The sequence below is a fragment of the Sinomonas atrocyanea genome, assembly GCF_001577305.1.
Lineage (GTDB): Bacteria > Actinomycetota > Actinomycetes > Actinomycetales > Micrococcaceae > Sinomonas > Sinomonas atrocyanea.
Genome location: NZ_CP014518.1, coordinates 1,388,773 through 1,412,911 on the forward strand (window position 1 = coordinate 1,388,773; position 24,139 = coordinate 1,412,911).

Below are 24,139 nucleotides of genomic sequence, written 5' to 3' on the forward strand. Positions count from 1 at the left end.
GCTCGCCCCTACTCGGTGTTGGCGTGCGCTGCCTTGGCGGCCGCGTTGTCGACCTGCCGCCGTTCGGCGAGGATCAGGCACACCGCATCCAGCGTCAGGTGGGTGGCCTGGTCGAACAGGCTCGAGAGCGGCTGGATGCTCGGCGGCTCGCCGGGACGGCGGTGCTTGGTGGCGGCGGGGAGGACGAGCCGCGCGGCGCCCAGCCGCCCGAGCGGCGAGTCCGGGTCCGAGGTCACGGCGTGCACCCGCGCCCCGGCGCCCGCGGCGGACTGGGCGATCTGCACGGTGTGGCCCGTGGTGCCCGATCCCGAGACGGCGACGAGGAGGTCTCCGGGGCCCACCGCCGGAGTGGTGGTCTCGCCGACCACGTAGGAGGTCAGGCCGAGGTGCATGAGGCGCATCGCGAAGGCCTTGGCCATGAGGCCCGAGCGGCCCTCCCCGGTGACGAAGACGCGCGGCGCCTCCTCGAGCGCGCGCACCGTCCCCTCGAGCTCGTCCCGGTCGATCCGCGCGAGCACCGGCTCCAGCTCTCGGGCGATCGTGGTCAGGGGGTCATCGGCCACTGCGGGTCCTTTCGTCGGAGCTGTCCAGGCGCTCGCGGAGCTGCTCCGCGGCGGCCAGGGGGTCGGGCGCGCCGGTGACGGCCCCGCCCACGATCACGCGGAGGCGCGGGATGGCCGCGAGGGCCGGCAGGTCGTCCGCGCCGAGGCCGCCGGCGAGGGCGAGCCTGCGTCCCGCGGCCCACGCACCGAGGAGGCTCGCCGGGCCGGCGTGCGCGGCCTGGACGTCCTTGGCGACGTGCGCGGCCAGGACGACCTCGTCGGGCAGGTCCGCGGCGAGCCGGGCGCGCCGCTCCTCGGTCGTCGCCATGAGGTCGACGACCGTCTCCGCACCATGGTCCTGCGCGGTCCGGATGGCCTTCTCGAGGGTCGCGTCATGGGCGACGGCGAGGACGGTCGCCGCCCGCGCGCCGGCCTCAAAGGCCATGCGGAACTCGGTCGCCGCGTCGTCGGCCGTCTTGAGGTCCGCCAGGACGGGGGTGGGCCCCGCGGCCGCGGCGATCTCGCGGACCAGCTCCATGCCGTGGGCCTTGATGAGCGAGGTGCCCACCTCGATGACGTCCGCGGAGGGGGCCAGGGCGCGCGCGAGCGCGAGGGCCCGCGCACGGGGGATGCGGTCGAGTGCTATCTGGAGCTCCACGGGGAGTCCTCCTTGAGGGGTCAGTGAGCCGGTGCCAGGGTGGCGCCGGCGGTGAAGGCGGAAAGCTGCTCCCGGGTGGGCAGGCCGTCGCGGTCGCCGCGGTGGGTCGTGGCGAGGGCGCCGACGGCGCTCGCGCGCTCGAGGGCGGAGGCGTCGTCGAGCCCGTCGAGGTAGGCGCTGATGAGCCCCGCGGCGAACCCGTCGCCCGCCCCGACGGTGTCGACCACGCTGACCCGAAAGCCCGCATGGTCCCACCGGTGGCCTGCGGCATGGAGGGACGCTCCGGCGGCGCCGTCCTTGACGGCCACGCGCGAGGCCCCGAGGCCGAGATAGAAGTCGGCGATGCCGTCGGCGCTGTCCCGGCCCGTGAGGAGCCGCCCCTCGGACCGTCCCGGCAGGACCCAGTCGGCCCTGGCCGCGATCGCGTTCGTCGTGTCGATGAGCTCCCCCTCGCTCGTCCACAGGGTGGGCCTGATGTTCGGGTCGAACGAGACGGTCGCGCCGTGGGCGCGGGCGATCTCGAGGGCGCGCAGGGCGAAGGCGCGGGTGCTGGCCGAGAGCGCGAGCGGGATGCCGGTGAGGTGCAGGTGCCGGGCCGAGGCGATCGCCTCGTCCGTGTCCTCCGTCGAGGCGAGCCGGCTGCCGGCCGAGCCCGCACGGAAGTACCGCACCTCCGGATCGCCCCCGAGCGCCAGGCCCTTGAGCTGGAAGCCGGTGGGGGCGGTCCCGTCGACGCTCGCAGCGCGCGTGTCCACGCCCTCGGCCCGGAGGGTCTCCAGGGCGTAGGTGCCGAAGGGATCCGCCCCCACGCGCCCGATCCAGCCGGAACGGTGCCCGAGCCGGGCGAGCCCGACGGCGACGTTGGTCTCCGCGCCGGCCAGCCCGCGCTCGAAAGTGCTCACCGCGTGCAGGGGGCCGGGCTCGCACGCCATGAACATCGCCATGGCCTCGCCGAACGTGACCGCGTCCAGGGCCCCGCTCATGCCGCCGCCTCCTGCCGACCCGCCCACGCCTGGACCGGGTTGCCGAGCTCGCCCAGCCCGTCGATGCGCACGGACACCGAGTCCCCGGGCGTGAGCGGAACGTCGCGTCCCGGGGCCCCCGTGAGGACGAGGTCGCCGGGGCCGAGGGGCATGAGCCGGGCCAGGTAGGCGAGGATCTCGTCCGGGTCGCGGGCGAGGCCCGCGGTGGAGGCCCGGCTGGCCTCGGCGCCGTTGACGGTCATGGTGACCGGGAGGTCCTCCGGATCGAGGTCCGTCTCGATCCACGGCCCGACGGGGGTGAAGGTGTGCCGGCTCTTCGCCGCGGTCCAGAGCGGGTCGTCGCCCTGGGCGCGGCGGTCGGTGACGTCGTTGGCCACCGTGAAGCCCAGGACGCAGGAGCGCAGGTCCGAGGCCCGCACCCCGGAGGTCTCCCGGCCGATCACGAGGGCGAGCTCGCCCTCGGCGACGGTCCGGCCGGCGTCGTCCGGCAGCCGTAGCGCGGCACCGGGCCCGACGACGGTGCGCGCGGCCTTCAGGAACGCGGCCGGCGGGAGGGCCCTGTCCGCCGCGCCCGTGTTGTGCGCCATGCCGACCACGGTGCGGGGCTCGACCGGGGCGAGCAGGCGCGCGCCGGCCGCCGGGATGCGGGCCCCGGTGTGCCGCGGCCGGTGCGCGAAGGGGTCGTCCAGCACCGCGAACTCCTCGCCCTCCCAGCTCGCGTAGTCCGTGCCGTCGGCGTGGGCAATCCTGCACACCCGCACGTCAGGACTCCGAGGTGCGCAGCGTGGAGCCGGACAGGGCGGCGGCGCGGGGCCGGACGAACGGGATCAGCACCGCGGAGCCCGCGAGGCTTACCGCCATGAGCAGGAAGGACGCGCTGCTCGAACCCGTGGCGCCGTCGAGCCAGCCCACGAAGTAGGAGCCGACGAAGCCGCCCAGCGCGCCGAGGGAGTTCACGAGCGCGATCGCCGGGCCGGCGACGTCGCGGGGCATGAGCTCGGGGATCGCGGCGAAGAACGGCCCGTACGGGGCGTACATCGCGGCGCCGGCGATCACGAGGAGCACGAACGCGGCCCAGAAGTTCTTCGTCCCGAGGAGGTAGGAGCCGTAGAAGGCCACGGCGCTGAGCGCGAGCCACGGCCAGACGTAGCGGTTGCGGTGGCCGGAGAGGTCCGAGAACCGGCTGTTGACCACCATGAGCAGCACCGCGAACACGTACGGGATCGCGGAGATGAGGCCGGTCATGCCGATGCCCGCTCCGCTCGCCGCCTTGACGATCGAGGGCAGCCAGAACACGAAGCCGTAGACGCCGAGGCTCCACAGGAAGTACTGCACAGACAGGATCACGACGTTGCGCGACCGCAGCGCGCTCCACAGCGAGGCCGCCGGGGTCATCGAGCGCTGCTCGGCCTCCAGGGCGTCCTCGACGTAGCCGCGCTCGGCCGGGCTGAGCCAGCCCGCCTCGTGCGGGTGGTCGGAAACGAGCGCCCGGAAGACGAAGGCCCAGATGATGGCCGGAACGCCCTCGATGATGAACATCCAGCGCCACGAGGTCGCCTCGACGAGATAGCCGGACACCGCGGTCAGCCACAGGACGGTGACCGGGTTGCCGAGGATCAGATAGGTGTTGGCCCGCCCGCGCTCGGCCTTCGTGAACCAGTGGCTCAGGAAGATCACCATGGCGGGCAGGACGGCGGCCTCGACGACGCCGAGGAGGAAGCGCACCACCATGAGCCACGGGACGGAGGAGACGACGCCCTGCAGCGAGGCGAGGATGCCCCAGGCGATCAGGCTCCAGAAGATCAGGGTGCGGGCGCTGCGCCGCTCCGCGTAGATGCCCGCGGGCACCTGGAACAGGAAGTAGCCGAGGAAGAACAGGGCGCCCAGCAGGGCCGAGACCCCCGCGTCCAGATGCAGATCGCCCTTCATGCCGCCGGCGACGCCGATCGAGTAGTTCGACCGGTCGAGGTACGCCAGGGAGTAGGTGACGAACGCGATGGGGAGCAGCCGGGCCCAGCGTGCCCGGCCCGGAGAAGCTGCGGCCGCGCGGGCCAGTCCGGGATGTGTTGCCGACTGGTCGGACATGAGATCACCTCACTGTGATGTTCCATATGATGGAAGGGCTTATCGCCACTTGGAAGTTAGTCTGCTCCCTTCCGGGGTCCTGCACAAGGGGTTGGACGCAACAAATTCCTCCAACCGGCAGATGCTCCCATATCGTGGAATGGTTCTGGCATACTGAGGCCATGACCCAGACTCCTCCGGACATGGTCGGGAAGGCCCTGCTGCTCCTCAGCCTGCTCGGCGACTATCCCGACGGGGCATCCCTCTCCGAGGTCGCCAGGAGGGCCGGGTTCCCCCTGAGCACGGCCCACCGCCTCGCTGCCGCCCTCGTGCGCGACGGCTACGCGTGCGTCGACGAGGTCAGCCGGCGCTACAGCCTCGGGCTGCAGACCTTCTCCCTCGCCAGCCGGGTCGCCCACCGCCACGGGTTCGCAGGGTCCGCCCTTCCCGTGCTCCGGCGGCTCGCCGACCAGACGGCCGAGAGCGCGCTCATGTCGGTCATCGACGGCCACCACCAGCTCTATGTGCACCACGTCCAGGGCAGCCACTCGGTGAGCGTCAGCGGGGAGCCCGGGCGCCGCGGACCGCTGCACTGCACCTCGATGGGGAAGGTGCTCATCGCCTTCGCCGCCGAACCCGTCCGCAGCGAGCTCGTCGAGACCCTCGAGCTCACGGCCTACACGCCCCACACCATGGTGGACCGGGAGCAGTTCCGGAAGGAGATCGAGTCCGTCGCCGCCCAGGGCTACGCGATCGCCGACGAGGAGCACGAGGCCGGCATCCGCGCCATCGGCGTCCCCGTCCGCAACCCGGACGGCGTCACCGTGGCGGCGCTGTCCGTCGCGGCCCCCGCGTACCGCGTGAGCCGGGAGAAGCTCCTCGACTACCTCCCGCCCCTGCGCGAGGCCGCCCAGGAGCTGACCGTCCTCCTGCCCCCGCGCTGACCCCCAGCCAGTCGGGCCCAGCAGGCGCGCGCCGGCGGCGAGGGCCCTCGTCGCGAAGGTCTTGACGGCCCCGGGGCCTATTAATAAAATCGAGTTACAAATTAACCGGTCGGCCCGGAGAGCCCCCCAGCATCGCGGCCGACGCACCCAGCCGGCAGCCCGTCCGCCCCAGTCCGGGACGGGCGGGCGCCAGCCGCTCCGCCCGGGGCAGGGCCTTCAGGCCGGCCCCACGGCGTCGCCGCACGCATTGCGGTTCCCCATTCAGCCGGGCGGCCGCGGCCGCCCCTGCGAAAGGGCATCCATGGGAACATGGGCAGCTCTCGCGCACCAGCCGGCCTTCCCGATCGGGACCATGCTCCTCCTCACCGACGGCACCGTCATGTGCCAGTCGGGAGGCTCACGGAGCTGGTGGCGGCTGACGCCCGATGACACCGGCAGCTACGTCGACGGGACGTGGACCCAGCTCGCCGACATGCACAGCTCGCGCCTCTACTACGCCTCCGCCGTGCTCCGCGACGGGCGCGTCCTCGTCGCCGGCGGAGAGTACAGCGACGCTGGCGCGGACACGGACACGGCCGAGGTCTACGACCCCGTCGCCGACACGTGGACGAGCATCGGCAACCCCGGGTGGGGGCACCTCGGCGACGCGGCCGCGTGCCTGCTCGCCGACGGGCGCCTGCTCGCGGGCAATCTCAGCGACGGCCGCACCGCCGTCTACGACCCCGGCGCCAACACCTGGACCGCCACGGGCACCATGGCCGCGCGCTCCAACGAGGAGTCATGGACGCTGCTCCCGGACGGCTCCGTGGTGACCGTCAGCTGCGCGGACCACCCCCATGCCGAGCGGTACATCCCGTCCACCGGAGCGTGGATCAGCGCCGGCTCCACGCCGGTCGAGCTCGTGCAGGCGTCCTCGATCGAGATCGGCCCCGCGCTGCTCATGCCGGACGGGCGGGTGTTCTGTGCCGGGGCAACCGGCCACACTGCCCTCTACACGCCGTCGGGAGACCCCACCGGGACGGGCTCGTGGGCCGCGGGCCCGGACTTCCCGGCGGACGCCCAGGGGCGCCTGCTCAAGGCGAAGGACGCGCCCGCAGCGCTCCTGCCCAACGGGCGCGTGCTCTGCACGGCCGGACCGGCCGGCGACGCGGCGGGGGACTGGCCCACCCCCACGATGTTCTTCGAGTTCGACGGCGCGGCCCTCACCCGCGTCGCCGACCCGCCGAACGCCGACCAGGTCATCTACCAGGGCCGCATGCTCCTGCTTCCGACGGGCGAGGTGCTCTACGGCGCCCAGACGGCTGCGCTCTACGCGTACCAGCCCGACCCGGGGGGAGAGGCGGCCTGGGCGCCTGCCATCACCTCGGTGCCCACGAGCCTCGGCATCGACGGCACCTACACCCTCATCGGGACCCAGTTCAACGGCCTCTCCCAAGCCGTGGGCTACGGCGACGACGCGCAGATGGCCACCAACTACCCCCTCGTGCGGCTCGTCGGGACGTACTCCGGCAAGGTGCGGTACCTGCGCACGGCCCACCACTCGACCATGGCCGTCGCCACGGGCAGCGAGGCCGTCTCCACCGAGTTCACCGTGCCCAACGACCTCGAGTTCGGGCCCTACGAGCTCAGCGTGGTGGCCAACGGCATCGCCTCCGCCTCGGTCCCGGTCACGGTGGGCCTCGGATCCGGGCGCGCCCAGTACCTCGTGGTGGACACCTGGACCCCGAGCCAGGACGGCGCGCTGTGGGCGTACGTCGGCGGCGCCTGGCGCGGCCGCACCATCGGGCAGTCCGAACTCGTGGGCATCGCCCAGGACCTGTTCGCCGCGGATGCGGTGGACGTCTGGTGGGATGCCGCAGGGCTCGTCACCGCGAGGGCCTGGTCCTCGCCGCACTGACCGCGCACCTCCCTCGCGCCCGCCTTCGCCTCTCGCACCCGCCCCCGCCTCTCGCACCCGCCCGCGTCTCTCGCACCCACCCGCCCCCCCTTAGGAGCCCGCCATGCACACCCCCACCCAGGCCGTCATCGACCAGCTCGAGGCCGCCTCGGACGCCCTCGCCGCCGCGCCGTCTTCGTCCACCCAGCCCTCCGCCCCGCCCCAGCCCGGCGCCGCCGCGGCGAAGCAGCCCACCCCCGGCGCCGCCCCCGCCGGAACCGGCGGCAACGCCACGACCCACTACCTCGTCCTGGACCACTACGTTGCCGGCGGCCCCGCCGCGCTCTGGGCCTACGACGGGGCGGCTTGGCGCGCCGGGCTGATCTCCGAGCCCGGCGACGAGCAGGGCGTCGTCCAGGTCGCCTTCGCCGCCAACCGCGTGGACGTGTGGTGGGACACGAGCGGCTCGCTCAGCGTGATCCGCTCCTGGAAGTACCTCTGAGAGAGGAAGAACCGCCATGACCGCAGCACCAGCTTCGCGCGGCGCCCACTCCTACGGCTGGGTGCCGGATGTCCCGGACCAGCGCGACCACCTCTTCGCCGCGCCCCGCGAGGTGATCGGGGCCCTCCCGCCCTCGGTGGACCTCACCGCGTCCTGCCCGCCCGTCTACGACCAGGGCCAGCTCGGGTCCTGCACCGCGAACGCGATCGCCGCCGCGCTCGAGTTCGACGCGGACAAGGAGGGCATCGCCGGCTACACCACGCCCTCGCGCCTGTTCATCTACTACAACGAGCGCGCCATGGAGCACACCGTGGCGAGCGACTCCGGGGCCCAGATCCGCGACGGGATCAAGTCCGTCGCCGCCCAGGGAGCGTGCCCCGAGGCCGAGTGGCCGTACACCATCGCGCAGTTCGCGGCGAAGCCCGGCGAGCAGTGCTACATCGACGCCAAGCAGCACCGTGCGATCGCCTACCAGCGCGTGGCCCGGTCCATCGCCCAGATGCAGGGCTGCCTCGCCGCCGGCTACCCGTTCGTGTACGGCTTCACCGTGTACGAGTCCTTCGAGGGCCCGGAGGTCGCCCAGACCGGCGTCGTGCCCATGCCGGCGCCCAACGAGCAGACCCTCGGCGGCCACGCCGTCCTCGCCGTCGGGTACGACAACGCCACCCAGCGCTTCCGCGTGCGGAACTCGTGGGGCCCCGGGTGGGGCCAGGCCGGCTACTTCACCATGCCGTACCAGTACCTGCTCTCCACCGGGCTGGCCAGCGACTTCTGGACCGTCCGGACCGTGGCCTGACATGGGCGGCGACCCCAGCACTCCGCGGGCGGAGGCGCGTGACATCCTCGAGCTGCGGGTCCACGGCGTCCGCAACACGCCGCCCCAGGAGATGCTCGGGGTCGCCGTCGAGGCGATCGAGGTAGCCCGGGACGGCGCCATCCCGCTCGCCGACAGGCTCGCCGGCTTCTACACCGCCAAGGACCCCGACCCGGCCGCCGCCACCCGCATCGAGGCCTACAGCTGGGGGCACCTGGACCGCTTCGCGAAGGGCCGCGGCTTCCTCACCGGCGTGTGGCGCACGGCGTACAACGTGGTCTGGTTCCTCGTCGCGCCGTTCGGCTTCGCGAACGCCGGCTACTGGGCACGCGCGTTCGAGACCGACCCCAGCCGCGAGGGCGGCCTGCGCACCGGCAGCGGCGGCGGGATCACGCGGCTGTTCGGCCTCGCGCTCACGCTCCTGCTCACCTCCGCCGTCTCCACGGTGGTGTTCGACCTCGTGGCGGTCCAGTGCTTCCTGCCCGCCGACCGGTCCGGCACGTGGCGCGTGTGCAGCGCCCTGCCCGGCCAGCTCGACGGGCTCGGGCAGTGGACGCGCGGCCAGCGGCTGGCCCTGTTCTCGCTCGCGCCCCTCGCAGCCGTCGCGGCGATGGCCGTCCTCGGGCTCATCAGCGACGTGCGGTTCCGCACCCGGATCCACGACGCCGCCAGGGTCCGCGCGGCGCACGGCGCCCCGGACGCGCTCCCGCTCGCCGTCCCCGAGATGTGGATGAGGCGGCGGGTGAACTCGCCGACAGGCCTGACGCACCTCGCCGCGAGCCTCGACCTCGTGGTGGCGACGCTCGCGTGGGACGCCGCCCCGCACGACGGCGCCGCCGCACCGACGCTGTTCGTCCTCGCCCTCGTGCACCTCGCCGCCTCAGCGGCCATGATCGCCTTCTGGGCGAGGTCGGTGCGCGCCCCGCATCCGCTCCCGGTCGCCGACGGCCTGCTCCGGCGGTTCGCGGGCAGCCGCGACGCGCAGGCCGGGGTGCTGCTGGTCCTCGCCGCCGTCATCTACGTGCTCTGCCTCGTCCTCGAGATCTGGGGCGCGGGCACCGACGTCCCCGGCCCGTTCGGCGGCGGCCAGCTCACCCCGACACTCATCCTCGTGGCCCTCACGGTCCTCGCCACCGCCGGCTGCGTGGTCCGCGCCGGCTACAACGAGTGGATCGCGGCGGCCGTCCTCTCCGCCGGGACCGCCGCCCTCTGGGCCCTCCTCGCCGGCTGGCTGGACCCGTTCGGGCCCGGCGCGAACGCAGCGGCGCTGGCCGTCGTCGTGCTCAGCGGCGTGGCGGTGGTGGTGCCGTACGTGTCCCTGCGCGGCAGGAACGCGCGCGCCCGCGAGGAGGCCTGGCACGGCGCCGGCCCTGGGGTCTTCATGTTCCTCGGGCTGCTGGTCGGCGCGTTCCTCGCGAGCGCTCTCGCGCTCGGGGCCGGCGCCTTCCTGCGCTCGGGCCGGTTCCAGACCAGCGCCGTGCCGTCAGACCCGCTCTTCCGGGCCGTGTCCCTCCCGGGCGGCGCGCACGACATCGCGGTGCCGATCGCCTTCTGGGCCTTCGGCGGGGTGCTCGGCCTCATGGCCGCGGTGGTCACGCTGGTGCTGATCGTGGTCGGCCTGCTGAAGCTGCGCGCCACGACGATCGACGACCCCGCCATCGACCCGACCGAGGAGTGCTACCGCCCCGAGATCGCCCGGCAGCGCCGCGCCAGCGCCTTCCTCCAGCGCGCCGAGCCGCTCCTGCACTTCCTCGCCTGGACTGTCGGCGTGGCCGTGGCGGTCTCCCTCGCGCTCGCCGTGCTGTGGCAGTACCGGGACCGCAGCGGGCGCTGGGCCTGGGTACGCGGGGTGCTCGCGCGCGCATTCGGGGCCGACTCCGTGGCCGTCCTGTGGCAGGCCGGCCAGCTGATCGTCCTCACCGCCGTGGTGCTGGGCGGCACGGCCGTGCTCTCGTTCGCCGTCGCCAAGGCGGCCGCGCCCGAGGCCGCGCGCCCGCTCGGGCTGCTGTGGGACCTCATGGCGTGGCTCCCGCGGGCCGCCCACCCCTTCGGGCCCGCGTGCTACAGCGAGCGGGCCGTCCCGGAGCTCGCGGACCGGATGATCCGCTGGCTCGAGCCGGACGGCGCCCCGGACCCGAATCGCAGGGTCCTGCTCGCGACCCACAGCCTCGGCACGGTCCTCGGCGTCGCGGCGCTGTTCCACCTCGCCGCGACCGGGCACGCGGACCTGCTCCCGCGGGTGCGGTTGTTGAGCTTCGGGATGCAGCTGCGCCCCTACTTCGGGCGGTTCTTCCCCGAGCTGTTCGGGCCGGACGTCCTCGGCACCCCGGGCGTGGGAGCGCCGTCGTTCTGGACCGCGGATCCGTGGAAGGGCAAGGACCTGCCGGCCCTGGGCGCCCCGCCGCGCAGCCGCGCCCGCGTCCTGGCCCGGGCGGGCGTGGCGGCCGTCCGGGGCACGGACGCGCACGACGGCGCGCGCTCGGCCGCCGCGGGACCGCTCACCGCGCTGCTCGGCTCGGCCCCGCGCCCTGCCGCGGGCACTGGCTCCGACGGGGGAGGAGCCCCGCAGGCCGGGCGGGCGCAGCCGGTGTGGCTGAACCTGTGGCGGCGCACCGACTACCTCGGGTTCCCGGGTTACTCGTACGCCCAGGACGCCAACGTCCTGGACCGGCTGGCCCTGGAGATGGAGCCCGATTCCTACATGGCCCAGGTCGCGACCCACGGCAACTACCTGCCCACGGTGGCCTACCTCGAGGCGCGCCGCGACCTGCTCCTGAACTGGTAGGGCCGGTCAGCGCGGCCCCAGGCGCTCGAGCCGCCGGGCCCAGCTCGGGGCGTGCTCGGGGCGGGGGCCGATGGCGATGAACCGGGCCGGGATCCGCTGCAGGACCGGGAAGCGGGCCAGGAGCTTCAGGGGCAGCGGCAGCGTGGTCGCCGAGGTCGCGAGCGCACCCCTGAGCGCGCGGTTCACCACGCCCCGGTGCGCGAGGCGCTGGAACGCCTGCACGAGCCTGGTCGGCGGGAGCCGGCGCCGCTGCAGCTCGGCGAGGACGTCCTCGGGGACCGGCCCGGGGGAGTGGCGCATCCGCTGGCCCACGATCCGGGAGGCGGCGACCGCGTCCTGGATCGCCAGGTTGATGCCCACACCTCCCACGGGGGACATAGGGTGGGCGGCGTCGCCGATGAGCAGCAGGCCGTCCCGGTGCCAGGTGTCGAGCCGCTCGATGCGCACGTCGAGCAGCTTCACGTCGTCGAGGCGCTCGGGCGCGGCGTCGAGGCGGTCGGCGAGCCATGGCTGCAGCCGGGCGAGCCGGGCGCGGAACGCCCCGAGGCCCTCCGCCCGCAGGGCCTCGTCCTGGCCCTTGGCGATGAGGTAGCCGCACTGCCACGTGTCGCCGCGGTCGATCATGATCATGAACTCGCGCCCCGAGAGGCGCCCGACCCCGCCGTCCGGGTCGCCGGGATGCCGCGGAAGCCGGAACCACTCCACGTCCACGGGGACGCCGAACGCCCGCGGCTCGAGGCCCGCCCCGGCCCGCACCGCGGACCAGCGGCCGTCGCAGCCCACCACGAGGTCCGCGGCCAGCAGGTGCTCGGACGGCCCCGGCCCCGCCGCGCTGCGCCCGGCCGCCGCGGGCTGCGCGGCGCCGTCCTCGGCCGCCGGGGGACGGTAGTCGCGCCAGCGCACGCCGGCGACGCGGCCGGCGTCGTGCACGAGGCCCACCACCTCGGCCGAGCGCAGCAGCGTGAAGTGCGGCTCGGCCGCCGCCGCGTCGGCGAGCATCTCGAGGAAGTCCCACTGCGGCACGAGCGCCACATGCCGGTGCAGCCCGGGCAGCGAGCGGCCGAGGTCCGCCAGCCGCACCGTGCCGGCGTCGAGCTGGACCTCGGCCTCCTCGAGGAGCCGGTGCGGGAGCGCGGCGAACGCGGACCCAAGCCCCAGCTCGTCCAGGAGCGTCAGCGTCGAGGCATGGACGGTGTCGCCGCGGAAGTCGCGCAGGAAGTCGGGGTGCTTCTCGAGCACCACGGTGTCGATCCCGCCGCGCGCGAGCAGCAGTCCCAGGACCATGCCCGCGGGTCCGCCGCCCACCACCGCCACCCTCGTCCGCTCCGGTGCAGCCATGGGCCCAGAGTACGCGCGCCCGGCCCGTTCCGGGCCGCCCCGTTCTGGGCTGCTCCGCTCCGCTCCGTGCACGGCGCGGGCGGACGACGGCGCGAGGCCGGTCGCGCCGTCGTCCGCCCGTGGCGGGTGGTCGGGTCAGTTCTTGATGTAGCCGTTCGGGTTGAGGACGTACTTGGTCGCGGCGCCCTGGTCGAACTCGGCGTAGCCGCGGGGCGCGTCCTCGAGGGTGATCGCCTTGGCGTTGACGTTCTTCCCGATCGAGACGCGGTCGTGGAGGATCGCCATCATCAGGCCCCGGTTGTACTTCATGACGGGGCACTGGCCCGTGGTGAAGGACAGCGACTTGGCCCAGCCGGTGCCCAGGCTCAGGGACAGCGAGCCCTTCTTCGCGGCCTCGTCGATGCCACCCGGGTCGCCGGTGACGTAGAGCCCGGGAATGCCGAGCGCGCCGCCGGCCGCCGTGATGTCCATGAGGTCGTTGAGCACGGTCGCCGGCGCTTCCTTGGCGCCCGCGCCGTGGCCCTTCGCCTCGAAGCCGACCGCGTCGATGCCGCAGTCCACGAGGGGCTCCCCGAGGATCTGCTCGATCTGATCGCCCGGTGACCCCTTGGTCAGGTCCACCGTCTCGCAGCCGAAGCTGGCGGCCTGCTTGAGCCGGTCGGCGTTCATGTCGCCGACGATCACGACGGCGGCGCCCAGCAGGAGCGCCCCCGTCGCCGCCGCGAGGCCCACCGGCCCGGCGCCGGCCACGTAGACGGTCGAGCCGACGCCCACGCCCGCGGTGACGGCCCCGTGGAACCCGGTCGGGAAGATGTCCGAGAGCATGGTCAGGTCCATGATCTTCTCGAGCGCCTGGTCCTTGTCCGGGAACTTGAGGCAGTTGAAGTCGGCGTAGGGGACGAGCACGTAGTTCGCCTGGCCGCCGACCCAGCCGCCCATGTCCACGTAGCCGTAGGCGGAGCCGGGGCGGTCCGGGTTGACGTTCAGACAGATGCCGGTCTTGCGCTCCTTGCAGTTCCTGCAGCGGCCGCAGGCGATGTTGAAGGGGACCGAGACGAGGTCGCCGACCTTGAGGAATTCGACGTCCGGGCCGGTCTCGACAACCTCGCCGGTGATCTCGTGGCCGAGGACGAGGTCCGGCGGGGCCGTGGTGCGGCCGCGGACCATGTGCTGGTCGGAGCCGCAGATGTTGGTGGTGACGGTCTTGAGGATGACCCCGTGGGGGACCTTGCGGCCCACGTTGGCCGGATTGACCCCGGGCCCGTCCTTGAGCTCGAACGTCGGGTAGTCGATGTCGATGACCTCGACCTTGCCGGGCTCCTTGTAGGCGACTGCCTTGTTTTCTGCCATTGCTGGGTACCTCTCCGCTCCAGTGAAGCAGGGGCCCCCGCCCCCGCATGATGATTCAGTGGACCGTCTCGGGCGCCAGCAGCGGATTGGGGGACCGCGTGAGATACCGCTGACGTCGTTGTGGGGCGGTTCCTGCACCGTAGGCACGCGCGCAACGGGGGGTCAAGGGGCAGAGGTCCCCGCAGGCACAACGACGCCGCACCGGCGCCCCGCTCGGCTCCAGGGGAGCGGCGAGGCGCCGATGCGGCGTCGTGCGGGCGGGCTGGGCCCCAGGGGGCGGGCCCAGAACGCGCCCGGTACCCAGCTGACGGTGCGCCCTTTTTCCAAGGGCGCACCGCAGGCGGGCGAGGGCTCCGGGATCAGGCCGGGAGCTGGAGGACCTGGCCGGGGAAGATCAGGTTCGGGTTGGCGATCGTCTTGGCGTTGGCGTCCGCGAGCGCCTGCCAGCCGCCCTGGACACCGAGCTTCTCGGCGATCGTGCTGAGAGTGTCGCCCGAGACGATGGTGTAGGTCTTGCCGCTCACGGCGACCTCGGCGGCGTGGCGGGCCGGCGCCTGCTGAACCGGGGCGGCCTGCTGGACCGGCGCCTGCTTCACGGGGACGACCTTCTCGACCGGGGCGGACTGCACCTGGATCGGGGTCGGGTTGGCGCCGGCGGTGCCGGAGAGGCCCAGCTTGGCCGAGCAGGCGGGCCACGCGCCCCAGCCCTGGCCGGCGAGCACGCGCTCGGCGACCGCGATCTGCTGCGCACGGGTGGCGGTGGTGGGCGAGCCCGTGCCGCCGTACGCGGCCCAGGTGCTCGGCGTGAACTGGAGGCCGCCGGAGAAGCCGTTGCCCGTGTTGATGGACCAGTTGCCACCGGACTCGCACTGGGCGAGCGCGTCCCACGTGGACCCGTCAGCGGCGTTCGCGGCGGGAGCGCCGAGGGCGGCAGCGCTGAGCGCGGCGCCGGAAGCGGCGACGAGGGCGAGGGAACGGCGTGCAGCGGTAAGGGTGATCTTCTTCATAAGAGTCTCAGGATGCTCGGGGCTCCACCGGCACTCCTTCCGTCCCCGGAACTCGTCGTGCGCCGCCGGCCCCTGACAGCTCGAAGGTCAGGTCAATGGTGTCTGCGCAGACGGCGGCGAACGGTGGACGGCAGCACCCGGCATATGTGGCCAACGGCTGTTGGCCGCAGGCTTTATGACGCCTCGCAGTGAGCTATCGCGGGCGGAGTCCGTTACCGAACTGATATCTACGGTAGGGTACAAGTCCTCTGTTGCCAAATCGTGATCCGAGGAAGCGTGGTGGGAGCGTGCGCCGGCGAGGCTAGGCGAGGAGACCGCGGACGTCCTCGGCGGTGAGGCTCGAGGAGAACATCGCGTCGTCGTCCACCACGGAGGAGAACAGTGCGGCCTTCTTCTCCTTGAGCTCCATCACCTTCTCCTCGATGGTGCCCTTGGCCACCAGACGATACGTCATCACCCTCCGGGACTGTCCAATCCGGTGCGCCCGGTCCACCGCCTGCGCCTCGGCCGCGGGGTTCCACCACGGGTCGAGGAGGAAGCAGTAGTCCGCCTCTGTGAGGTTCAGCCCGAACCCCCCGGCCTTGAGCGAGATGAGGAACACCGGGGCCTCGCCCTCCTTGAACCGGGAGACCACCTCGCCGCGGCGCCGGGTCGAGCCGTCCAGGTACTCGTAGGCGATCCCCGCGGCATCGAGCCGTTCGGCGGCCTTCTTCAGGAACGAGGTGAACTGGCTGAACACCAGGGCGCGGTGCCCCTCGGCCACCACGTCGTCGAGCTGCTCGAGCAGGGCATCGAGCTTCGCGGGCATCACGCCCTCGTGCGAGTCGTCCACGAGCGCGGGGTCCAGAGCCATGAGCCGCAGGAGGGTCAGGGAGCGGAACACGATGAACCGATGGCGGTCCAGGTCCTCGACCAGGCCCAGGACCTTCTCCCGCTCCCGCTGCAGGTACTGCTGGTAGAGGGAACGGTGCTTGGGGGAGAGCTCGACGTCGAGGCGCTGCTCGAACTTCTCGGGCAGCTCAGTGGCGACCGCCTCCTTGGTGCGGCGCAGCATGAGGGGGCGCACCCGACGGCGGAGCCTCGCCAGCCGGTCGGCGTCTCCGCCCTTCTCGATGGGCCTGGCGAAGTCCTGTGCGAAGTGGCTGGCGGCCGGGAACAGCCCTGGCGACACGATCGCGAACAGGGACCACAGCTCCATGAGGTTGTTCTCGAGCGGGGTGCCCGTCAGGGCGAGCTTGAAGGGGGTCTCGAGGTCACGGGCGCACTGGTGAACCTTCGTGGCGCGGTTTTTGAGGAACTGCGCCTCGTCCATGATGAGCCCGGACCAGTCGAGCGCGGCGTAGGCCTCGAAGTCGAGGCGGAAGAGGGCGTAGCTCGTGACCACGATGTCCGCCCCGTCCGCGGACGCGGCCACCGGCGTGCCGGACTTCCCCTGGGTGTCCGTCAGGGCCACCGTGCGCAGCCCCGGGGCGAACCGCCCGGCCTCCGCCTCCCAGTTCGGCACCACGGAGGTGGGCGCGAGGACCAGGAACGGGGGCTTCGCCGCGGCGTCCGGCTCCGCTGCGCCCGGCTGCGGGGCGGGGGCGGTGTCGCGCGCATGCAGGATCAGGGCGAGGGTCTGAAGCGTCTTGCCGAGGCCCATGTCGTCGGCGAGCACCCCGCCGAGGCCGTGCCGGTGCAGGAACGCGAGCCACTGGAAGCCCTCGTCCTGGTACGGGCGCAGGGTGGCCGCGAGCCCGCCGGGCACGGGCACCGGGTCGAGGGCGCGCGGGTCGAGCAGCCCCTCGACCGTCTGCTTCCACCGGGCCGGTTCGACCGTCTCGCCCGCGAGCTCGGAGATCTCGTCCCACAGCCCCGCCTGGTAGACGCTCAGCCGCGGGGGCCTCTTCGCCGGCGGCCCCTCGATGCGCCATTCGCGCAGCTCGTGGGATTCGTCGATGATCCGCTTGAGCCGGCGGATCTCCGGGGTGTCGATCCGGAACCAGGTCTTGTCCGGCATCAGGACCTTGTCCCGCCCGCGCGCCAGGGCCGTGAAGATGTCCTGGAAGGGGATGCTCCGGTCCTCGATCTTGACCATGAGGCCGAGGTCGAACCAGTCGTTTTTCTCGGACTCGACAGCGCTGAGCACGAGCTGCGGGGCGCCCTCGAGGCGCCGGTAGTCCGGCTTGGTCCCCTCGATGCGCACGGCGACGCCGTCGAGGCGCTCGAGGGCCGGAAGGGTGCGTTCGGCGAAGTCCGCCGTGTCGAGGTCCTCAAGGCGGGCAGGCCCGACCAACGCCCCCGCGAGCGGGCTGTCGGCGAGGGCCTCCGCCACGCGCTGGAGCGTGCCCTCCTCGGCGGCCTCGTCCCGGTGGAGGCCCTCCCCGGGGACCGCCGCGAGCGGCAGCTGCCGGACGGCGTCGCCCGTCGGGTACTCCCAGTGCCAGGCGAGCCGCAGCTCGTCCCGCGGCCCGAAGCTCGCGGTGAGCACGAGGAGGGGAGGCTCGACGGGCGGGAGGTCCACGGCGTCGTCGGCGGTGATGGTGACCGAGCGGGCGAGATCGGGGTAGAACTCCGCGAGGAACGACTCCCGGTCCGCGGCCGGGATCTCCACCCCGCCCGGGGTTCCCAGGAGCGCGCGCTCGCGCTCGCCGAGCCGCGACTCGGACTGCGCGAGGATGATCAGCTCCCCGTCCGCGCCGGTGCGCACGATCGCATAGGCGCCGTGGTCGGCGATCGTCCCGGCGCGCTCCATGGGCAGGGCGACGCCGTCGACCGCGAGGGTCGGCACGAGCCGGAGCGCGGCCGGGTCATCCTCCCCGGGGAGGGCCTCGAGGCCGACGGCGGCGGTCCCGTCCGCGAGCGTGACGCCGGTCCCGCGCCGGGCGGCAACCAGCTCGAGCCCGAGCGGGGCCGCGGCGCCGAGCAGCGTCCACAGCAGCGGGCTCGTGAACTCGTCCAGGTACAGCCAGGGATCGTTGCCGTTCCAGTAGCCCGACCCCGTCCCGAGGCGCAACGCCTGCAGCTCGCGGAGGAGCTCGAAATGGGGCGTGTAGAAGTCGCCGACGTGGTCGGGCCGGCCGAACCGGCTCCAGGAGAGGTCCCCGCGCAGCCATCGGCCGGTGGCCGGGTTGTACTCGACCGGACGCATGCCGAGCCGGTGCTCACCGCGTCGGCGGGCACCGGACCGGGCGAAGCGGCCGCCCAGGCGCGCCTCTACGTCGCGGAGCTCGAACTGGAGCCCGAGCCGGCCCGAACGCCCGTGCACGTGGCGCTCGCCGGCGGGGTTGATGATGCGCCGCAGCTCGCCCTTCCAGGCCGGTTCGGCCGTCCGCGCGGCGCTCTGCTGGGACGCCTCGGCGCGGAGCCGCTGGGTATTGGCCGCGAGCACCACCGCGCCGATGTGCTTGCAGTCCGCCGCGATGGGGCAGGTGCACCATCCGCCGGCGTAGCGGTAGGTGGCCTGCTGGGGCTTGAGGTAGACGCCGACCTCGTATGGCTCCTCTGCCGTGCCGAAGACCTGGGCCGTCATCTCGCTGATGTCGGGGTGCCAGGCCAGGTTCTCGACCCGTCCGTCCCTGGCGTAGGCATGGGCCCGGGACATGGCCGCCGCTCCGATCCTGGCGACCATTCCGGCGACGTCCACGAGGGGCAGGGCTCCGCCGCCGGTGCCAGGGTGCTGGCCAGCGAGGGAGAGGGGTGTCATGCCTTCATCGTCCCATGCGCCACCGACAGCCGTGGTCCCGGGGTGTGCAGGCCGCGGGGTGCTATCTGCAGCCTTCGCCCGCGGGGTTGGCAGTGCAGTCGTCGGCGTAGAGCTTGACTTCGGACCGCCACACGCTCAGCATCTTCGGTGCACTGGGGACCGGAGCGTTGCCCGCGATGGGCTGGAAGGGGCCGCCGTCCACGGAGAACTCTCCGGTGAAGACGGTGGTCAGCCCGACGTTCATGTCCCCGGTGGCCCTGTAGACGTGGCTCGTGACGGTCTTCTCGCCCCACCGTGCCTCGGGGACCGGACCGCCTGCCACCGCGGTGACAAGGCTCGTCCCGTCGCCGTAGCTCCAGTGGTACTCGCTCGGCTTGACGCGGATGTCCACCTTCTTGCCGACGATCGTGATGGAGAAGGACTGGTCGGAGGGCTCCGCGTAGATGTTGGTCTCGGCGCCCTTGAGCGTGTGGCGCCCAGGCTGGCTGCCGACCGTGGAGGCCTTGATCGGCAGTTCGCGCAGCTGCTTCTCGGTCACCGCGATGACGACGTCGCCGGGCCGTTCAGGCGGTTTGCCCGGATAGAGGCACGCCTGTTCGAGCCGCTCCCATGGCGCCCCCTGCTTCCGGGTGTCCTGCCGCTCCCACACGACCATCTTCCCGCCCGGCTCGGCGCGGCAGCGGCTGTTGACTGCGGCACAGGAATTCTGCTCTGGAGTATCGGTGTCGCTGACGCAGGCGGGTGTATAGGAGTAGACATAAACATCGGCCACGCCTTCGATATTGGGAAATTTGATCTCGACTTGCCCCGATCGCGTGCCGTTCACCTCGACTGCTTCTTTACCGAAGTCGGAGATCGGGTCAGCAGCGTACGCGATGCTCGCCGACCACAAGGCATGAAGGACAAGGAAGAAGCCGATCGCCAGGCGTCGAGAGGTCATGCGTTCCCGGCCTGCGTAGTGAGCCATTTCCCGTTGGCGTAGATCGCGTAGATGGCTTTGGGGGCATCATCCGAAAGTGCCTGCTGAGACTTGGCTACCGAGCCATCGCGAGAGTACTGGGTCGCGGCGCTCTCATCGATGAGAAAATATCCCAGTGCTTGCCCTAGCGGATCAAGCTTTAGGGTGCTGGAAAAGCCTTTCACGGTCCATCGAGGCCCTACATTCCAGCCATTCCCGCCAGCAACCCTATCGGCTCTAGCGATGTACCCATTGCAGATCTTGCAGTCCGGCTTAGATATCGCCTTGAGCGGCGCCGTGTCTCCGGTTTCCAGGGCATAGGTGACGGCGTCGAACCAGTACTGCGTGAACGCCTCGAACCCGGCCTTGGTGTTCTCCTTGGCGGCGGCAGGCATCTCGGGCTTGGGCAGGTTCCGTGCCGGCCCGGTGGAACTGGCGGGCGTGGGCCGGGAGTCGACGCTGGGTGTCGGCGTGGCCGTCGCGGAGGCACTGGGCGAGGCGGTGGGCGGGCCCTGGGACTCGGCGTCGGCGCCGCCGGAGCACCCCGAGAGTGCCAGGGCCGAGGCGAACGCAAGGACGGGCAGGGCAGAGCGAAGCGTGCAGCGGCGAATCGCCATTGACATCCCCCGAGGTCGTTGGTGTGGGCGCCGCCCGGTGCGTGGCGACGCTTGTCCGGCAGTCTACAAGCCTGTGACTAGACCTGTCGGGAGTTATCCACAGGAGCGCTGCTCATGCACAGGCCCGGGCGCGGAGGGCGTCGCCGGTGCCGAGGCCGTGGAGCTCCCAGCCGGCCTCGCGCCAAGCCGCTGCGTCGAGGACGTTGCGGGCGTCGAGGATCACCGGGCGGCGGACCCGGAAGGCGGCCTCGGCCGGGTCGATCGCCCGGAACTGCGGCCACTCGGTCAGCAGCAGCACGAGCTCGGCGCCCTGGAGCGCAGCGGGCAGGGACGGCTCGAACTCGAGCTGCGGGAAGCGCAGCCAGGCGTTGTTGATCGCCTTCGGGTCCGTCACCACCACGTGTGCCCCGGCCGCCGCGAGCCGTAGGGCGACATCGAGGGCGGGGGAGTCGCGGATGTCGTCGGTGTCCGGCTTGAACGCCGCGCCGAGCACGGCCACGCGCCGCCCCGCGACGTCGCCGCCGCACAGGTCCGCGGCGAGGGCCGCCACGCGCCCGCGCTGGCCCTCGTTGACCGCGTCCACGAGGCCCATCCACGCGTCCACGGAGTCCACGCCGAGTTCCTGCGCCTGGGCCCGGAACGAGCGGATGTCCTTGGGCAGGCACCCGCCGCCGAATCCGAGCCCGGCCGCGAGGTAGCGCTGGCCGATGCGAGGGTCCAGGCCCATGGCGGCGGAGAGCTGGGTGACGTCGGCGCCGGCGGCGTCGCACAGCTCGGACATCGCGTTGATGTAGGAGAGCTTCGTGGCGAGGTAGGCGTTCGCCGCGGACTTGATGAGCTCGGCGGTCGCGAAGCTGCACACGATCCGCGGCACGCCGGCCTGCAGCAGGGGAGCGTAGACGGTATCGAGCGTCCGCGCGGCGGCCGTCCCGCCGTCGTCGTCCGCCACCCCGTACACGAGCCGGTCCGGCACGAGGGAGTCCTTCACGGCGGTCCCCTGCCGCAGGAACTCGGGGTTCCACGCGAGCCCGAGGTCCTCCCGGCCGAGCCATTCGCGCACGCGGTGGACCGTCCCCACCGGGACCGTGGACTTGCCCACGACGGCGGCCCCGGCCTTCGCGTGCCGGCCCACCGAGCGCGCGGCCGCCTCGAGGTACGCCAGGTCGGCCACGCCGCTCGTCTTGGACTGGGGGGTCCCGACGCACAGGAAGTGCACGTCGCAGTCCGCCGCGAGGGCCATGTCGGTGGAGAACACGAGCCGGCCCGTGGCCCGGCCCTCGGCGAGGAGCTCCTCGAGCCCGGGCTCGAAGAACGGCGCGGTGGCACGGGCCAGGCGCGCCGCCTTGTCCGCGTCGGTGTCGATGCCCACCACGGTGTGGCCCATCGAGGCGAGCGTGGCGGCGTGGACCGCCCCCAGGTAGCCGCAGCCGATGACGGAGATCTTCATCATGTCCCTTCCTTCCCTTGCGCCCCTCGCCGGGATCCGGCGGCACTCACCGTGCCGGGACCGCGGCGCGGGCGATGACGTCCTCGTAGTGCCCGATGAGCTGGGCGCAGATGGCCCTCCAGGACCGGCCCTGGACGCTCCGCCAGGCGGCCTCGGCGAACGCGGCGCGCTTCGCGTCGTCGCCGAGGAGGTCCTGGGCGTAGGAGCGAAGCTGGGCCAGGTCGCCGGGGGAGTAGAGCCAGCCGGTCTTGGAGTTCTGCACGAGGTCGAGCGGGCCGCCTCGCCCCGTCGCGACCACCGGCACCCCGGAGGCCATGGCCTCCTGGATGGTCTGGCAGAACGTCTCGAACTCCCCCGGGTGGACGAACAGGTCGAAACTCGCCACGATCCGCGCAAGGTCCTCGCCGCCCTTGAACCCGGTGAAGTGCGCCCCGGGCAGCTGCGCCTCGAGCTGGGCCCGCAGCGGCCCGTCGCCGACCACCACGAGCCTGGTGCCCGGCAGGTCCGCGAGCACGCGCAGGTCCTCGACCTGCTTCTCCGCCGCGAGCCGCCCCACGTAGCCGATCACGGCCACCGGCGCGCCCTCGGGAGTCCGCCCGGCCACCGAGGCCCGCCACGCGGCGTCGCGCTTCGCCGGGGTGAACCGGGCCGTGTCCACGCCGCGGCGCCACAGCTCGACGCCGGGGATCCCGCGCCCGCGCAGCTGGTTGAGCGCGAAGGTCGACGGCGCGAGGGTCCGGTCCGCGAGAAGGTGGATGGCCTCCACCCGCTGCCAGGCCCAGTTCTCCAGGAACGGCACCCCGTACCGGGCCGCGTAGCCGGGCACCTCCGTCTGGTACACGGCCACGGTGGGGATCCCGAGCTGGCTCGCTGCCCGCACGGCCCGCCATCCGAGCTCGAACGGGGAGGCGAGGTGCACCACGTCGGGCTGGAACGCCCGCAGGATCCGCCGCACCTTCGGCACGGCCCCGAAGGCGATCCGCACATTGGGGTACCCGGCCACCGGCACGGCCGGCAGCCGCACGACCCGCGCCCCGGAGACGGTCTCGTGCTGCGGGAAGACCGCGCCGGCCCCTTCGCCGGACGGGGCGAGCACGAGCACCTCGTCGCCGCGCTCGCGCAGGTGGTCGAGCACCCGCAGGACGGAGTGGGTGACGCCGTTCATCTGCGGCAGGAACGACTCGGCAACAATCGCGATCCTCACGCCTCCACGCTCCGCTGCCCGTCTGGCCGGGCGGAGGCGGGGGCGTGACCTCCGGGGGAAGGCCGGGTGAACGCCCGGAACACCGGTGCTGTGACGTGCGGCACACTCGCCGCCGACGGGGAATGGCGCCGCGCGGGGTCCCGTTGCCCAGAGCATGACGATCCAGGACACCGCTTCCGGCCGCGCCTCGGCGGCTCCGCTCTCGAGCCTCTTCACCCCCTTCGACCTCGGCACCCTCCGCGTGCCCAACCGCTTCGTCATGGCTCCCATGACGCGCGAGTTCTCGCCCGAGGGGACGGTGACGGACGACGTCGTGGGCTACTACGCGCGCCGCGCCGCGGCCGGCGTCGGGCTCCTCATCACGGAGGGCGTCTACGTCTCGGAGGACTCCGGCCCGAGCACCCGGGTGCCGCGCCTGTTCGGCGAGGCCCAGCTCGCCGCCTGGCGCCGCCTGGTCGAGGAGGTCCACGCGGCCGGCGGCGCGATCGTGCCCCAGCTCTGGCACCTCGGCGCCGCCCGCGGCGACCACGCCGAGTTCAACCCGGAGCTGCCCTCCCTCAGCCCCTCCGGGATCGCCCCGAACGGCGCCCAGCGCGGCCGCGCCGCGACCGTGGAGGAGCTGGCCCGCATCCGCGACGACTTCGCCCGTGCCGCCGCCGCGGCCAAGGAGGCCGGGTTCGACGGGGTCGAGCTGCACGGCGCCCACGGCTACCTCCTCGACCAGTTCCTCTGGGAGGGCACGAACCGCCGCGAGGACCAGTACGGCGGATCGCTCGAGGCCCGGCTCCGCTTCCCCGCAGAGGTCGCCTCGGCGGTGCGCGCCGCCGTCGGCCCCGACTACCCGGTGATCTTCCGCTTCTCCCAGTGGAAGTCCGGCGACTACGGCGCGCGGATCGCCCAGACGCCCGAGGAGCTCGGCACCGTCCTGAGCACGCTCGCCGAGGCCGGCGTCTCGGCGTTCCACCCCTCCACCCGCCGCCACTGGGAGCCCGCGTTCCCCGAGGCCGCCGGCACCGGCGGCGCGGCAGGGGACGCCGCGCTCGGCCTCGCGGGCTGGACCAAGAAGCTCTCCGGCCTGCCCGTCATCACGGTCGGCTCAGTGGGCCTGGACAACGAGTTCGAGGTCACGTGGCAGGAGGGCGGCCGCTCCCAGGTCCGCGGCCTCGAGGCCCTGCTGGCGCAGTTCGGCCGCGGTGAGTTCGACCTCGTCGCGGTGGGCCGCGTCCTGCTCTCGGACCCGCGCTGGGTCGAGAAGGTCCGCGAGGGGCGCACGGAGGAGATCCGGCCGTTCAGCGCCGAGGACCGGCTCCACCTCTCCTGACGCCGGGCAGCGCCGTCCGCCGGTGCGCCTGAGCGGCGCACCGG

General features: G+C 73.0%; 19 protein-coding genes. 6 read left to right on the forward strand and 13 right to left on the reverse strand.

The genetic code is table 11. The features are described from left to right. Positions 1–8: 8 nt before the first annotated feature. Genes hxlB through SA2016_RS06530 form a run of 5 tightly spaced genes read right to left on the reverse strand, consistent with a single transcriptional unit; the run spans position 9 to position 4,268 of the window. A complete protein-coding gene (hxlB, locus tag SA2016_RS06510) occupies positions 9–563 on the reverse strand; it encodes a 6-phospho-3-hexuloisomerase (RefSeq protein WP_218030628.1) in 555 nt (184 codons plus the stop codon). Continuing rightward, entirely contained in the window at positions 553–1,200 is a 648-nt protein-coding gene (locus tag SA2016_RS06515; protein WP_066496765.1) for an orotidine 5'-phosphate decarboxylase / HUMPS family protein, read from the reverse strand. Before SA2016_RS06515 ends, hxlB begins: the two co-directional genes overlap by 11 nt. Before the next feature lie 20 nt (positions 1,201–1,220). Further along, on the reverse strand, positions 1,221–2,183 hold the full coding sequence (locus SA2016_RS06520; protein WP_066496766.1) for a sugar kinase: 963 nt from the start codon (positions 2,181–2,183) through the stop codon (positions 1,221–1,223). Further along, positions 2,180–2,944 (reverse strand): fumarylacetoacetate hydrolase family protein, encoded by a 765-nt coding sequence (locus SA2016_RS06525; protein ID WP_066496767.1) that lies wholly within the window; start codon positions 2,942–2,944, stop codon positions 2,180–2,182. The genes SA2016_RS06520 and SA2016_RS06525 overlap by 4 nt, the downstream gene beginning before the upstream one ends. Position 2,945: 1 nt before the next feature. Then, positions 2,946–4,268: an MFS transporter gene (locus SA2016_RS06530; RefSeq protein WP_066496771.1), complete on the reverse strand. Its 1,323-nt coding sequence runs from the start codon at positions 4,266–4,268 to the stop codon at positions 2,946–2,948. A gap of 161 nt (positions 4,269–4,429) precedes the next feature. On the opposite strand from SA2016_RS06530, the gene SA2016_RS06535 reads away from it, so the two are divergent. The 5 genes from SA2016_RS06535 to SA2016_RS06555 all read left to right on the forward strand — a co-directional run bounded on the left by SA2016_RS06535 (position 4,430) and on the right by SA2016_RS06555 (position 11,168). Beyond that, on the forward strand, positions 4,430–5,191 hold the full coding sequence (locus SA2016_RS06535; protein WP_066496772.1) for an IclR family transcriptional regulator: 762 nt from the start codon (positions 4,430–4,432) through the stop codon (positions 5,189–5,191). 301 nt (positions 5,192–5,492) lie between these two features. Continuing rightward, positions 5,493–7,088, forward strand: a complete 1,596-nt coding sequence (locus SA2016_RS06540; protein ID WP_066496773.1) for a Kelch repeat-containing protein — start codon at positions 5,493–5,495, stop codon at positions 7,086–7,088. Positions 7,089–7,191: 103 nt separating this feature from the next. Further along, positions 7,192–7,569: a hypothetical protein gene (locus SA2016_RS06545; RefSeq protein ID WP_066496774.1), complete on the forward strand. Its 378-nt coding sequence runs from the start codon at positions 7,192–7,194 to the stop codon at positions 7,567–7,569. A gap of 16 nt (positions 7,570–7,585) precedes the next feature. Next, positions 7,586–8,365 carry a C1 family peptidase gene (locus SA2016_RS06550; protein WP_066496775.1) on the forward strand — a complete coding sequence of 260 codons (780 nt, stop codon included), beginning with the start codon at positions 7,586–7,588 and terminating at the stop codon, positions 8,363–8,365. Between the two features lies 1 nt (position 8,366). Beyond that, positions 8,367–11,168 (forward strand): hypothetical protein, encoded by a 2,802-nt coding sequence (locus tag SA2016_RS06555; protein WP_066496777.1) that lies wholly within the window; start codon positions 8,367–8,369, stop codon positions 11,166–11,168. Positions 11,169–11,174: 6 nt separating this feature from the next. Here the strand turns inward: SA2016_RS06555 and SA2016_RS06560 are convergent, their stop codons facing one another. From SA2016_RS06560 to SA2016_RS06590, 8 genes are all read right to left on the reverse strand, one after another. Then, complete coding sequence (locus SA2016_RS06560) at positions 11,175–12,506, reverse strand: FAD-dependent oxidoreductase (RefSeq protein WP_066496780.1); 1,332 nt, start codon at positions 12,504–12,506, stop codon at positions 11,175–11,177. A gap of 135 nt (positions 12,507–12,641) precedes the next feature. After that, positions 12,642–13,856: a formaldehyde dehydrogenase, glutathione-independent gene (gene fdhA, locus SA2016_RS06565; RefSeq protein ID WP_066496781.1), complete on the reverse strand. Its 1,215-nt coding sequence runs from the start codon at positions 13,854–13,856 to the stop codon at positions 12,642–12,644. Between the two features lie 359 nt (positions 13,857–14,215). Further along, entirely contained in the window at positions 14,216–14,863 is a 648-nt protein-coding gene (locus tag SA2016_RS06570) for a LysM peptidoglycan-binding domain-containing protein (protein WP_066496782.1), read from the reverse strand. Positions 14,864–15,164: 301 nt separating this feature from the next. Beyond that, positions 15,165–18,548 carry a DEAD/DEAH box helicase gene (locus SA2016_RS06575; protein WP_066496783.1) on the reverse strand — a complete coding sequence of 1,128 codons (3,384 nt, stop codon included), beginning with the start codon at positions 18,546–18,548 and terminating at the stop codon, positions 15,165–15,167. Between the two features lie 61 nt (positions 18,549–18,609). Beyond that, positions 18,610–19,515, reverse strand: coding sequence for a hypothetical protein (locus tag SA2016_RS22160; protein WP_229710870.1), 906 nt, complete (start codon positions 19,513–19,515; stop codon positions 18,610–18,612). Further along, positions 19,485–20,123 (reverse strand): DUF6318 family protein, encoded by a 639-nt coding sequence (locus SA2016_RS21390; RefSeq protein WP_141305616.1) that lies wholly within the window; start codon positions 20,121–20,123, stop codon positions 19,485–19,487. Before SA2016_RS21390 ends, SA2016_RS22160 begins: the two co-directional genes overlap by 31 nt. Before the next feature lie 112 nt (positions 20,124–20,235). After that, a complete protein-coding gene (locus tag SA2016_RS06585; RefSeq protein WP_066502102.1) occupies positions 20,236–21,570 on the reverse strand; it encodes a UDP-glucose dehydrogenase family protein in 1,335 nt (444 codons plus the stop codon). A gap of 46 nt (positions 21,571–21,616) precedes the next feature. Beyond that, entirely contained in the window at positions 21,617–22,774 is a 1,158-nt protein-coding gene (locus SA2016_RS06590) for a glycosyltransferase family 4 protein (RefSeq protein WP_066496784.1), read from the reverse strand. Between the two features lie 154 nt (positions 22,775–22,928). On the opposite strand from SA2016_RS06590, the gene SA2016_RS06595 reads away from it, so the two are divergent. Then, positions 22,929–24,095, forward strand: coding sequence for an NADH:flavin oxidoreductase (locus SA2016_RS06595; protein WP_066496786.1), 1,167 nt, complete (start codon positions 22,929–22,931; stop codon positions 24,093–24,095). Positions 24,096–24,139 lie beyond the last annotated feature (44 nt).